This window comes from Pseudoalteromonas qingdaonensis (assembly GCF_038739665.1).
GTDB lineage: Bacteria > Pseudomonadota > Gammaproteobacteria > Enterobacterales > Alteromonadaceae > Pseudoalteromonas > Pseudoalteromonas qingdaonensis.
This window is the reverse complement of the sequence record NZ_JBCGCU010000003.1, coordinates 22,598-34,801: the sequence shown is the minus strand read 5'-3', so window position 1 is coordinate 34,801 and position 12,204 is coordinate 22,598. Positions and strand designations below refer to the sequence as shown.

Genomic DNA, 12,204 nt, shown 5'->3' with positions numbered 1-12,204 from the left:
AAGCATCTGGCCATCTATACATTTACACATCCTTTTTACCCCTTGAATTATGCACCTCATTGTGTGAACAATAACTGCATAATAAATACAAGCAGTTATTAATATGAGGTTTACATGCAGGCGTCTGTAGACAAGGTAGCAGCCAAGTTGTCGCTACTGCCTTTACTAACCTTTGTGGCACTCTTTTTAGGTGTAGGCTTATACCTGCAAGCCCAGGGCGTCGATTACGCCTTCTACCAGTTGCCTGCGCCTGTGGCCATTCTGCCCGCCATAGTGCTGGCTTTTGTGCTCGCCAGGCAACGTATTAATGAATCGGTGGAAACCTTTATTCGCGGGGCCGGACACAGCAATATCATTACCATGTGTCTGATTTATCTGCTCGCCGGAGCATTCTCGGCGGTGGCCGGGGCCACCGGCGGGGTGGATGCCATAGTCAATGCCGGTTTATCTTTTATTCCACCGAGCCTGCTGTTACCCGGCCTGTTTTTGATCTCGGCCATCGTTTCCACCGCCATGGGCACCTCCATGGGTACCATCGGGGCCATCGGCCCCATCGCCCTGGCAGTATCACTGAAAACCGGCATCGACCCGGCGCTGATGGCCGGTACTATTGTTTCCGGTGCCATGTTTGGCGACAACCTGTCTATTATTTCCGACACCACGATTGCCGCTACCCGCACCCAGGGCTGTGAAATGAAAGATAAGTTTCGCGAGAACTTGAAAATCGCCCTGCCTGCAGCCGTGCTGACCATAGCGCTATTGATTTACCTGACCCCTGAGCCGCAACCTGTAGAGGTGGGTGATTTTGACTGGCTTTTGGTGCTGCCCTACATCTTTATTCTGGTGCTGGCGGTTATGGGCTTAAACGTTTTTGTGGTGCTCTTTAGCGGCATTATTTTCGCGGCACTGATGGGTTTTACTTCAGGTTATGAAGGCGGCGCCTTTGTTAAAGACATCTACAAGGGCTTTAGCAATATGCAGGAGATCTTTTTGCTGTCGATGTTTATCGGCGGTTTGTCTGAGTTTATTCGTCGCGGCGGCGGCCTTGATTATTTGGCACGAAAAATCCAAGCAGTAACCAAGCTCGTGGCCAGGTTTAATCGCCAGGTGGCGGATCAGCTAGGTATCGCCGTGCTGGTAATGGCATCGAACCTGTGTATTGCCAATAATACCGTGTCTATTATCGTTGCCGGGCCAATCGCTAAAAAGCTGGCCCAGGACGGCGAGATTTCCGCAAAGCGCTCTGCCAGCTTGCTCGATATCTTTGCCTGCGTGCTGCAAGGCACACTGCCCTACGGCGCTCAGGCTCTGCTTCTCGGCGCGACCTTTGGCATTAGCCCTTGGCAGGTATCTACCTCGGCCTTTTATTGCTTTATCCTGGCTATCACTGCGGTGCTGATCATCATCTTACGCCGCCATAAGGTGTAACCCAGCATCCTGCCCTCCTGCTTACAGTGGCGGCCTAATGCCGCCATCTGTTACAATAGCAGCCGACATTTCTTTTATTTATTAATCACCTTGTAGTTATGAAAATTACCACACCCTTGTTATACGGCGCAGTGGCGCTGTCTTTGTGTGCCAGTGTAAGCAATGCACAAGCCGCAACCTGGAGCCAAACTCAGTTACATGTAAACTATGGCGACTTTAAAAACCCCTTCACTGAAAAAGAAGCGGGCACCAGCATCGTTTCCTTGCAGCACGCTTCGGGTTACAGCCTGGGCGATAACTTCTTCTTTATCGATATCATCAATGACGACCTAGAAGATGGTTATCAGGACAGCGATTTCTACGGCGAGTGGTACTCCAACTTCAGCTACAGCAAGATCAGCGGTAACCAAATTGAGCTAGGTCCGCTAAAAGACGTGGGCTTTGTAATGGGCTTTAACGCCGCCGGCGATGCCAATGTGATGAAGTACCTACCCGGTGTGAAGCTAGACTGGCAAGTGGAAGGCTTTGACTTCTTCTCAACCCTTGTAACCGCCTATATCGATGACAGCGATGGCGTCAGCTCAGGCGGGGCACCGACTGAAAGCGATAGCTGGATGCTGGACCTGGCCTGGGGCGCACCTTTTAGCATAGGCGAGCAAAAGTTTTACTTTACCGGCCATGTTGAATATATCGATGAGCGCGACAACGAGTTTGGCGACAAGGTGAAGAGCTGGCTTTTAGCTCAGCCGATAGTGCAATGGGATCTGGGTCACGCCCTGCAAATGCCAGAGCAAACCCTGATGTTGGGTGTTGAGTGGCAGTACTGGCATAACAAATTGGGCACCAACACCACAGAATCTGTGCCGCAAATCCACTTGGCTTGGACCTTTTAATCGGGTAACTTAACCCGGTCAATTTAATTAGGAAGTAAGACTATGCCTAAGGCTAGCGAAATTAAAAAGCACGCCGCCATTGATTACAATGGTCGCGTTATGATCGTCCGTGATATCGAGCGCTCTGTGCCTCAGGGCCGCGCCGGTGGTAGCCTGTACCGTATGCGCATGTATGACGTGGTTGACGGTGGTAAGGTTGATGAAACCTTCAAAGCCGAAGACATGCTGAACTTTGCCGACCTACAGCGCCGCGCTGCTATGTTCTCGTACGTTGATGGCGACGAGTACATCTTTATGGATGATGAAGATTACACGCCGTACCACCTGAACAAAAGCAGCATTGCCGAGCAGTTGTTGTTTATCGACGAGTCGACCAAGGGTGTGCAGGTAGTGCTAGTAGAAGGCCGTCCGGTTTCTGTGGACTTACCAACCAGCGTTGAACTAGTGATTGAAGACACCTCTCCATCAATTAAAGGTGCCTCTGCCAGTGCGCGTACTAAGCCAGCTACCTTAACCACAGGTCTTGTGGTTCAGGTGCCAGAGCACATCTCAAGCGGCGATAAAATTAAAATCAATACCGCCGAGAGCAAGTTTATTAGCCGCGCCTAATAACTACCTCGCAATTGAAAAAGGTGAGCACTTGCTCACCTTTTTTATTTTCAGTCAGTCACAACCGGTAATTGCAATGTTTCAGACGTCATATCCCCTTCATCACACCCGAAAAGTGAAAATTGAAGCGCAATTAGCAAACATGGATGTTTGCAAAGCTATGTCCGGGACAAGGAAGTACCGTACATAGCGGTTGCGTACATTTCAATTTTCATTTTGAGGAAGGAATGTGATGTCGGGGCGACGTTTTCTTGGTTCGTTCTTTTTCGTCGTTCAAAAAGAATGAACGAGGGACTCATGGATGAGGCCAGATAAAAGCCTGGGAAGGCAATGTAATACGTAACCTAAGGGCTATGCTGATAATAATCCCTAATTCATATTACTGTCGGTCGCAATTGCCAGTGTCCAATTCATAGCGCTGCTGCGACATAAAATACCACTTGCCGTTTTGCTGCTCTAAAGTAGCCTCAACATAATAAGGAAACTGCTGTAGCTCCTGCAGCGAGTAAAAACCAAGCGAGCGTTGGCAACGCCAATAGAGCACCTGCCGGCTGCTGCTGGCATCCCGAGATTCTATGGTGTGCACCGTATAGGGCCCCTTAGAGGTATAGTGCTCAGCATCACTCACCAGGCTTTGTCTGCCGATCAGCAAAACCACAGTATGTACTGCACATATTAGTACCACACACTGCAGCGCAATTGTGATGGCGGGAGCATACTGCCGCCGCGGTACGCCCCACCATAGGTAGGCCGTAAGTACGGCCATACCCAGTAATTTAACCAGGTTAAAGGTCGGCGCTATGCCCGCCATAAACTCGGGGCTGCGCCACTGAATAGCAAATACAGGCGCCGAGATCAGGCTGTCTAAGGTCAAGGCCGCAGCCAGCAGCAAGGCCAAGCACAGGGCTAGCTTAGGCATGCTACTAACCCAGAATTAACGACACTGAGGACGCTTACCCTGACTTCTAGCCTGCTGATACAAGGCGTTGGCAGCTTGCATGCGCTTTTGCAGGTCGTTAATACGGCTAGTTGGCGCCGGGTGCGTAGATAAGAACTCAGGAGGCGTCGCACCGCCGCTTTTCGCCATATTTTGCCACAGGGCAACAGATTGCTGTGGTTCAAAACCCGCCTTGGCCATCAGCTCCAGACCCACTTCATCGGCTTCGCTTTCATGGGTACGGCTAAATGGCAATATCACACCATACTGAGCGCCCAAACCAAGAGCCGCCATGATTTCATTGCGATAACCTATCTCACCCATATCCATTGCCACGGCGCCAATTTGCATACCGGTTTGCAGCATTTGGCTTTGTGAAGCACGTTCATTGGAGTGCTCGGCAATCACATGGCCCACTTCATGGCCAATCACGGTCGCTAGTTGATCCTGGTTCTGCGCGACCTTAAGTAAGCCGGTGTGCACACCTATATGGCCGCCTGGCAGGGCGAAGGCATTGGCCGAGTCTTCCTCAAATACCACCACTTCCCACTTTTGCTGCGCATATTTTGCCGGCAACACCTGGATCACTGCATCAGCCACACATTGCACATAAGCATTGGTGCGTGAGTCGGTATTAACCTTTTGTTCTTTTTTCATCTGCTCAAAGCTGGCGCCGCCTAACTGGCTCATTTGTGCATCGGAATACAAGGTCACCTGAGTGCGCCCGGTAGGTGAGGTTTTACAACCGGCGATAACGGCCGCCACACTAAGGGCTAAGATTAGTTTTTTCATTATTAATACTTCCCATTTTCTCTTGCGACAAGCATAGCAAACCATAAACGCAACGCCTAGCGTCGAATAAAGTGTCTAATTAACATAATGTTAATAAGGTTTCCCTATTCCCTTCTAAACCTTGGTGCTATAGTGAACAAACTAGGCACTGTACGCTGCCTGCGCACTTTCCCCTAGTCTCTCCATCACCAACTTAGAAGATATTGTATCTATGTCCTTAACCGACACAAGAACGCCCAGTCGGCGTGTGCTATTGCCTTTGTTGGCCAGTATTGTGGCAATTACGCCGCTGGCCGTGGATATGTATTTGCCGGCCATGGTGCAAATTGCCAAAGATCTTGGCGCCACCATGCCCCAGGTGCAAATTTCCCTGAGCGTATACCTGGCTGGCTATGCTTTAGGCATGCTGTTTTTTGGCCCCATTGCCGACCAAATGGGCCGTCGCCGTTTGGCCCGTATCGGCCTTACCTTGTTTGGGCTCAGCTCGGTGGCTTTGGCTTTTTGCGAAGACATCTATCTATTTTGGTTACTGCGCAGTGTGCAGGCCTTTACCGGCGCCGCCGCAACCGTGGTGGTGCCCGGTATTATTCGCCATATTTATCAGCAAAATACCGCCAAGGGTATGAGCTATGTGTCGATGATCATGATGGTTGCGCCACTGGCAGCGCCCAGCATAGGCTCGGCAATTCTAACCCTGGCGCAGTGGCAGGTAATATTTCTGGTACTCGGCGGCTATGCCTTCGCGTGTCTGGCCTGGGTGCAGATGCACCTGATCGATATCCCCATTTATCGCAGTGAGCACCGTGGTCTGAAACTGTTTTTTGCCAGCTATGCCGTGGTTCTCAGTGAGGCTAAGGCTCGCGCCGATATACTTAGCTCCATGCTGGCCTCCTTTGCGTTTTTCTGCTTTTTAACCTCGGTGCCCTTTATCTACTTGGATTATTTTGCGGTTTCGGAGCAACTCTTTGGCCTGCTCTTTGCGTTTAATGTTATCGCCTTGATGCTGGGTAACTTTATTAACACCCGGGTGGTGCCTAAGGTGGGCTCGCGCAATATGCTGTATTTTGGTCTGGCTCTGGCGCTTGTCAGCGGCAGCGCCTTGTTGGCCTTTAGCCTGATGGAGCAGTCGCTGTACTACATAGTGTGGAGCATAGCGCCGCTGATGATGAGTTTAGGCATTATCGCCTCTAATGCCGATGCCCTTATTCTAATGGAATTTGAGCGTAACTCAGGAACGGCTACGGCGGTTATAGGTACACTGCGCTTTGGCAGCGGTGCTTTAGTGGGACCCTTTTTAGCGCTAATTCATCCGGTGAATGCGGTGCCCTTCTCCACCATGATGTTTGTGGCTATTATCCTAATCGCTGTGACTCAGCTTTGGCAGCGCAAAAAAAATGCCCACTAATACCAATTCACTTAAATAGCTAATCATTCTAGCGGGCTAAATATCATGCTCACGGTGTTGGAATTTTTCAATGTAGAATAACTACATAAGAAAAATTCCGCCTTGTGATCATATCATTTATCCAGCGCTATATCTGATCTCATACTTAACAGAATTGGTATAACAAGCGGGCATTTTTCTATTAATCAAAATCTTAAGAAGCTTTCGATACCATAACCATGGCCGGGCGTAACAAACGGCCGTTCAGGGTGTAACCCTTTTGCATTACAGCGATTACAGTATTAGGTGCAACATCTTCGCTCGGTTGCATTGCCATGGCTTGATGAAGTTCTGGGTTAAACGCCTCACCCTGAGGGTTAACCACTTCGACATTGAACTTGCCAACGGCTTCAACAAAGCTTTTGGCCGTCATTTCGATGCCTTCAAGCATAGGTGCCAAGGCTTCATTTTCTTTGTCGGCAAATTCGATGGCACGCTCTAGGTTATCGATCACCGGAAGCAGTTCGTTGGCAAACTTCTCGAGCGCAAACTTATGTGCTTTTTCAACATCTTGTGCAGCACGACGACGAATGTTTTCAACTTCGGCGGCGGCGCGGATCACGCTGTCTTTTTGCTCTTCAACGGTTTGTTTTGCAGCTTCTAATTCCGCGTATAGAGCCGCTAACTCAGCTTCAATGCTTTGCTCTTGTGAGCCCTGCTCTTGCTCGGCTTGCGCCTCAAGATTTTCCTGTTCGTGTTCGTTAGCCTGGGATTGCTCAGACATCTTTATATTCTCCAAAAACTGCGTAACTGCGATTCATTATGGGGATGTATTTAGCGGATTCAAGAGTCAAGGTGCTCGATTTGCGCAAATTCTTGAATGATCGCCTCAATCGGCGCCGACTTTGGCAAAATCACGCAAAATCGGCTTTGATATTCCTGGTTGGCAAAGTAAGCCAGACTAAAAACTAAGAAGGGTTCAAAACCCGGTAAGGGCAACTGATCGCCAAACAGCACGGACACACCGTTGCGAAACGCCAGCTTATCTTCGATGCCATGTAAGAAACGCGCACCTATGTTTAGCTCCTGCTCGCTGTTTGTGTAGGCATAAAGGTTATTTTCGCCGACCACTATACTGTTGTCGCTGCCCAGTTTATTTCCTAACTCCCGCGTCCACTGCGCCAAGGAGCCATGACAATAATGAGGCGCGGTGCGGCTCATGGCCTTCATTCGGTGCAAGCCTTCAAGCAGGTTTTGCTGCGCAAAAACCGAATTCAACCAGGTGGCAAACTGATAGCGAATATCATCATTGGCCTCAAGGGGCTTGGTAATAAGGATATTGTGGCCCTGACCTTGGCGGTCCAACAGCAGCACCAGCCAATGGGTGCGGTCAAAGTCCAGCACTTCTACGCGGAACACCCACTGAGTGGTAACCTGAGGCAAACCAACACAACAACACACCTTGTAGCGCCGCGCCAGATGATGGGCAAATTCCACCAGTTTTTCCTGTGGCGGCTGCCAATATTGACCAAGCTGATCTAGATGAAAGTAGGAATCGAACCAAAAATCAAAACCTTGCTGGGTAGGAATACGTCCGGCCGAGGTATGGGGCGAATAGAGTAAGCCTAGTTTTTCGAGGCGTGCCATGGCATTGCGTACGGTGGCGCTGCACACCGCCATGCCCTTTTGCTTGGCAATACGAGAAGAGGCAACCGGCAGACCCTGACCGTCGCAGTATAAACTCATTACCGCAGAGAATATCTGCTCATCACGTGGAGATAATTTCATATTGTTATAATTTAGGCTCTTTGCCTCAGTTTCAACCCCACCACTTTTGCGTTACTCTATAAAGAGTTACTACATTTATGGCACAGATATGAGCGCTTCTTTTAAAACTATTGGCTTAATTGGTAAAGCAAATCATGAAGGCGCGGCGCTGACATTACAACGCCTCTATGCCTTTTTGCAAGCTTTAGGTTACCGGGTCCTGGTGGAGCGTCATTATGGCGGCCAATTGGCGAATCCAGAAGACGCTAATCTGGTCAATTTGGTCGAGCTCGGTGAGCAAGCGGACCTGGCCATAGTGGTCGGCGGTGACGGCAATATGCTTGGCGCCGCGCGGGTACTGGCCCGTTTTAATGTGGCCGTGATCGGCGTTAACCGCGGCAAACTGGGGTTTTTAACCGACCTTAACCCAGATGGCTTTGAACCCGCGCTGGAGCAAGTGCTCAGCGGTCATTATATAGAAGAAAAGCGCTTCTTGCTGGAAGTGGAAGTGTTTCGCCATGCCGAGCTTAAAAGTGCCAACTCGGCGATGAATGAAGCTGTGCTGCACGCCGACAAGGTGGCGCACATGATCGAATTCGAATGCTTTATTAACGATGATTTTGTGTTTTCGCAAAAATCTGATGGTCTGATAGTGTCAACGCCGACCGGCTCCACCGCCTATTCATTATCTGGCGGCGGCCCTATTCTTACTCCGGGTCTTAATGCCATGTCCTTGGTGCCCATGTTCCCTCATACCCTATCAAGCCGCCCCTTGGTGGTCGATGGTGATAGCGTTATTCGCCTTAAACTGAGCTTGGATAACACCGACAGCCTGCAGGTCAGTTGCGACAGCCATGTGGTGCTGGCTACATTGCCAGGCGATGAGGTGGTGATCAAAAAAGCGGAAAAACCGCTGCGCTTAATTCATCCCACGGATTACTCCTACTATAACGTGCTGCGCCAAAAACTAAATTGGGGCTCACGCCTGTATTAAAGTTACTTTGGAATACATCAGCGAGGGAGTTTTCAGCGCAAGCTAACCGAGGTTAACAAGGTATAGGCTTTAACTAAGCCAGGTATCGAGTACAAGCCACCAGCTAGAGAGCCTGACAACAAATGTACCGAGCCAGAGCAAGCGTAAATTGTTTAAAATTTAATTTGCAAAAAAAACAACTACTGTATAGATTAACAGTTAGTGTATAACTGGATGGATAAACAGTATGCTTTCGGGATTAACCATTTCTAATTTTGCTATTGTTAGCGAGCTTGAAACCCAATGGCATGCCGGTATGACCGCAATAACAGGGGAAACCGGTGCAGGTAAATCGATTGCCATCGATGCTCTCTCTCTGTGCTTAGGTGAGCGTGCCGATGCCGCGGCAGTGCGCCCCGGTGCCAAACAAGCGGACATTAGCGCCCGTTTCGATATTAGTCGCCTGCCCAAGGCGCAACAGTTTTTGCAAGAGCATATGCTCGAGGCCGATGAGCAAGAATGCCTGCTGCGACGCGTAGTGGCGAAAAATGGCCGCAGCAAAAGCTATATCAACGGCATCAGTGTTACCGCCGCTCAGTTAAAGGAATTGGGGCAACACCTATTATCCATCCATGGTCAGCATGCGCACCAGCTATTGCTGAAAAACGACCATCAGCTGCAATTACTCGATGGCTACGCCGGCCATAAATCCTTACTTGAAAATACGGCGCAAAGCTTTAGCCAATACCAAAAGTTACAGTTGGAGCAGCGCGAGTTAGAGGCCAAACACGCCCAGCAACAGGCACAAAAACAACTGCTTGAATATCAGGTCGCCGAGCTCGATGAATTTGCTTTAGAAGACGGCGAATATGAGCAAATTGAGGTGGAGCATAATCGTCTTAGCCATGCTCAGCACTTGCTGGAAGGCTCACAGCAGCAACTTTATGCCCTGTACGAAGGCGATGAGCAAACCATTAACGGCGCCCTACAGCACAGTGCTATTGCCATTAGCGAGCTGGCCGCCATAGACCCAAGCTTAGAAGGCATCGCCGCCATGCTTAACGATGCCTGCGTGCAGGTAGAAGAGGCAAGCCGTGAGCTGCGCGGTTATTGCGATAGCGCTGAGCTTGATCCGGAGCGCTTAGCCCAGCTCGATGAACGCTTGGGCACCGCCATCACCTTGGCGCGCAAGCATATGGTTGAACCTAAGGCTCTGGCTGCACATCACCAGCAAATTAAAACGGATCTGGAAGCTATTTGTGTTGATGATGAGCGCCTGGCTCAGCTCGATGCTGAGATAACCGAAGCACTGAATGAATATCAGCAATGCTGCGAGCAGTTATCCGCCAGCCGTAAAGCCGCAGCGCAAGAATTAAGCGAACTGATCGGCGCCAGTATGCATGAGCTGTCGATGGAAAATGGCCGCTTTGCCATTGCTCTCGATTTTGACTTAGCACGCACACCCAGCCGCCTTGGTTTAGACCGCATCGAATTTTTGGTAAGCACCAACCCGGGCCAACCCATGCAGGCGTTGTCTAAGGTTGCCTCTGGCGGTGAGCTCTCGCGGATCAGTTTGGCAATCCAGGTGATCATCGCCCAGCGCGTGACCACGCCAACGCTAATCTTCGATGAAGTGGATGTGGGGATCTCAGGGCCAACCGCCGCAGCGGTAGGTAAGTTGCTGCGTCGCCTTGGCCAATCTACTCAGGTTATATGTGTGACTCACCTGCCCCAGGTAGCCTCCAGCGCCATGAACCAGTTCTTCGTGGCCAAACAGGTGGCCAATGATGAAACCTTTACACAAATGCTGTCGCTGAATAAGCAAGGCCGCGTTGATGAAATCGCCCGCCTACTGGCCGGTGACAATATCAGTAAAACCACCTTAGCCAATGCCAAGGAGCTAATCGCGGCGCACGCTTAACATTATCAGCACATAAAAGCTGTGAATAAAAACAGCGCATAAAAAAAGCGGGCCCATGCCCGCTTTGCTGCTTCCAAGGTTACACTTCCAGGTAATCCATAATACCTTCGGCGGCATTACGGCCTTCAAAGATGGCGGTAACCACCAGATCCGAGCCTCTTACCACATCACCCCCGGCAAAAATTTTCGGGTTGGTGGTCTGATGGGTAAAGGCGCCCTGCTCTGGGGCATTAATGCCACCCCAGTGATTTATTTCCACACCAAAGGGCTCCAGCCATTGCATCTTATGGGGCTTAAAGCCAAAGGCCATCAACACGGCATCGGCGGCAACTATATGCTCTGAGTCGGGAACTTCTTCGGCGCGACGACGACCATTTTCATCGGGCTCGCCCAATTGGGTTTGCGCCATGCGCACGCCGCTCACTCGACCTTGCTCGTCCACCACTATACCCTTGGGCTGAACATTAAACATAAACTCAACGCCCTCTTCCTTGGCATTTTTTACCTCACGTTTGGAGCCAGGCATATTCTCTTCGTCACGGCGATAGGCACAGATCACCTGCTGCGCCTGTTGGCGCACCGAGGTACGCACACAGTCCATGGCGGTATCACCACCACCGAGTACCACTACCCGCTTGCCCTGCATATCAAGGTAGGGTGCATCACCCTCGTCATAGCCCATCACTCGGTTGGTATTGCCAATTAAAAATGGCAGAGCGTCGTGCACGCCTTCGGCATCCTCGTTTTCAAGGTTGGCACTCATGCTTTGATAGGTACCCACACCGAGGAAGACCGCATCATACTGGTCGATGATCTGTTGCAGCTCGATATCCTTGCCCACCTCTGTGTTCAAGCGAAACTCGACACCCATCTCGGTAAAGATTTCCCGACGTCGTTGCATCACTTCTTTTTCCAACTTAAACGAAGGAATACCAAAGGTCAGCAGGCCGCCGATTTCCGGGTGACGGTCAAACACCACGGGCTTCACGCCATTACGCACCAGCACATCGGCACAGCCTAGTCCTGCCGGACCGGCACCAATAATGGCGACCTTTTTATCGCTCCATACCACGTGCTTCATATCCGGTTTCCAGCCCATGGCAAAGGCGGTATCGGTAATGTATTTTTCGATATTACCTATGGTGACGGCACCGAATTCCTCATTCAGAGTACAGGCGCCTTCACAAAGCCTGTCCTGTGGGCACACACGCCCACAGACCTCAGGCAGACTGTTGGTACGGTGAGAAAGCTCCGCCGCTTCGAGAATACGTCCGGTGCGAATAAGCTTTAACCACTGCGGGATATAGTTATGCACCGGACATTGCCATTCGCAATAAGGGTTGCCACAGTCAAGGCAGCGATCCGCCTGAGAGTCGACCTGATTTTGTGAAAATGGCTCATAGATCTCAACAAACTGCTGCTTGCGCGTAGAGATCGGCTTTTTGCGCGGATCGACGCGCTGTACATCGATAAACTGATAAACATTCTGGCTCATACTTC

The 12,204-nt window shown here is 50.4% G+C and carries 11 protein-coding genes; 6 read left to right on the top strand and 5 right to left on the bottom strand.

Annotated elements, in window-relative coordinates:
* Positions 1-114 precede the first annotated feature (114 nt).
* From WCN91_RS03805 to efpL, 3 genes are all read left to right on the top strand, one after another.
* The gene (locus WCN91_RS03805) at positions 115-1,428 is read left to right on the top strand and encodes a Na+/H+ antiporter NhaC family protein (RefSeq protein ID WP_342676461.1); all 1,314 of its coding nucleotides are present in this window, start codon (positions 115-117) and stop codon (positions 1,426-1,428) included.
* 98 nt (positions 1,429-1,526) lie between these two features.
* The gene (locus WCN91_RS03800; protein ID WP_342676459.1) at positions 1,527-2,321 is read left to right on the top strand and encodes a nucleoside-binding protein; all 795 of its coding nucleotides are present in this window, start codon (positions 1,527-1,529) and stop codon (positions 2,319-2,321) included.
* A gap of 42 nt (positions 2,322-2,363) precedes the next feature.
* Positions 2,364-2,930 (top strand): elongation factor P-like protein EfpL, encoded by a 567-nt coding sequence (gene efpL / locus WCN91_RS03795; RefSeq protein WP_342676457.1) that lies wholly within the window; start codon positions 2,364-2,366, stop codon positions 2,928-2,930.
* A gap of 379 nt (positions 2,931-3,309) precedes the next feature.
* On the opposite strand, the gene WCN91_RS03790 is transcribed toward efpL, so the two are convergent.
* Entirely contained in the window at positions 3,310-3,849 is a 540-nt protein-coding gene (locus tag WCN91_RS03790; protein ID WP_342676455.1) for a hypothetical protein, read from the bottom strand.
* Between the two features lie 15 nt (positions 3,850-3,864).
* On the bottom strand, positions 3,865-4,659 hold the full coding sequence (locus WCN91_RS03785; protein ID WP_342676453.1) for a M48 family metallopeptidase: 795 nt from the start codon (positions 4,657-4,659) through the stop codon (positions 3,865-3,867).
* A gap of 211 nt (positions 4,660-4,870) precedes the next feature.
* Here WCN91_RS03785 and WCN91_RS03780 point away from each other — a divergent pair, with 211 nt between their 5' ends.
* On the top strand, positions 4,871-6,064 hold the full coding sequence (locus WCN91_RS03780) for a multidrug effflux MFS transporter (RefSeq protein ID WP_342676451.1): 1,194 nt from the start codon (positions 4,871-4,873) through the stop codon (positions 6,062-6,064).
* Positions 6,065-6,257: 193 nt separating this feature from the next.
* Here the strand turns inward: WCN91_RS03780 and grpE are convergent, their stop codons facing one another.
* Positions 6,258-6,827, bottom strand: coding sequence for a nucleotide exchange factor GrpE (gene grpE / locus WCN91_RS03775; RefSeq protein ID WP_342676450.1), 570 nt, complete (start codon positions 6,825-6,827; stop codon positions 6,258-6,260).
* Between the two features lie 59 nt (positions 6,828-6,886).
* Positions 6,887-7,831 (bottom strand): HrcA family transcriptional regulator, encoded by a 945-nt coding sequence (locus WCN91_RS03770; RefSeq protein WP_105264404.1) that lies wholly within the window; start codon positions 7,829-7,831, stop codon positions 6,887-6,889.
* 88 nt (positions 7,832-7,919) lie between these two features.
* On the opposite strand from WCN91_RS03770, the gene nadK reads away from it, so the two are divergent.
* The gene (gene nadK, locus WCN91_RS03765; RefSeq protein WP_342676447.1) at positions 7,920-8,804 is read left to right on the top strand and encodes an NAD(+) kinase; all 885 of its coding nucleotides are present in this window, start codon (positions 7,920-7,922) and stop codon (positions 8,802-8,804) included.
* Positions 8,805-9,030: 226 nt separating this feature from the next.
* Positions 9,031-10,704 (top strand): DNA repair protein RecN, encoded by a 1,674-nt coding sequence (gene recN / locus WCN91_RS03760; protein WP_342676445.1) that lies wholly within the window; start codon positions 9,031-9,033, stop codon positions 10,702-10,704.
* A gap of 79 nt (positions 10,705-10,783) precedes the next feature.
* Here the strand turns inward: recN and WCN91_RS03755 are convergent, their stop codons facing one another.
* Positions 10,784-12,199 (bottom strand): FAD-dependent oxidoreductase, encoded by a 1,416-nt coding sequence (locus tag WCN91_RS03755; RefSeq protein ID WP_342676443.1) that lies wholly within the window; start codon positions 12,197-12,199, stop codon positions 10,784-10,786.
* Positions 12,200-12,204 lie beyond the last annotated feature (5 nt).

Bases quoted from the DNA above. Each gene is read 5' to 3' on its own strand.
- WCN91_RS03780 (WP_342676451.1), top strand. From the start codon at position 4,871: ATGTCCTTAACCGACACAAGAACGCCCAGTCGGCGTGTGCTATTGCCT.
- WCN91_RS03805 (WP_342676461.1), top strand. From the start codon at position 115: ATGCAGGCGTCTGTAGACAAGGTAGCAGCCAAGTTGTCGCTACTGCCT.
- WCN91_RS03785 (WP_342676453.1), bottom strand. From the start codon at position 4,659: ATGAAAAAACTAATCTTAGCCCTTAGTGTGGCGGCCGTTATCGCCGGT.
- efpL (WP_342676457.1), top strand. From the start codon at position 2,364: ATGCCTAAGGCTAGCGAAATTAAAAAGCACGCCGCCATTGATTACAAT.
- recN (WP_342676445.1), top strand. From the start codon at position 9,031: ATGCTTTCGGGATTAACCATTTCTAATTTTGCTATTGTTAGCGAGCTT.
- WCN91_RS03755 (WP_342676443.1), bottom strand. From the start codon at position 12,199: ATGAGCCAGAATGTTTATCAGTTTATCGATGTACAGCGCGTCGATCCG.
- WCN91_RS03770 (WP_105264404.1), bottom strand. From the start codon at position 7,831: ATGAAATTATCTCCACGTGATGAGCAGATATTCTCTGCGGTAATGAGT.
- grpE (WP_342676450.1), bottom strand. From the start codon at position 6,827: ATGTCTGAGCAATCCCAGGCTAACGAACACGAACAGGAAAATCTTGAG.
- nadK (WP_342676447.1), top strand. From the start codon at position 7,920: ATGAGCGCTTCTTTTAAAACTATTGGCTTAATTGGTAAAGCAAATCAT.
- WCN91_RS03790 (WP_342676455.1), bottom strand. From the start codon at position 3,849: ATGCCTAAGCTAGCCCTGTGCTTGGCCTTGCTGCTGGCTGCGGCCTTG.
- WCN91_RS03800 (WP_342676459.1), top strand. From the start codon at position 1,527: ATGAAAATTACCACACCCTTGTTATACGGCGCAGTGGCGCTGTCTTTG.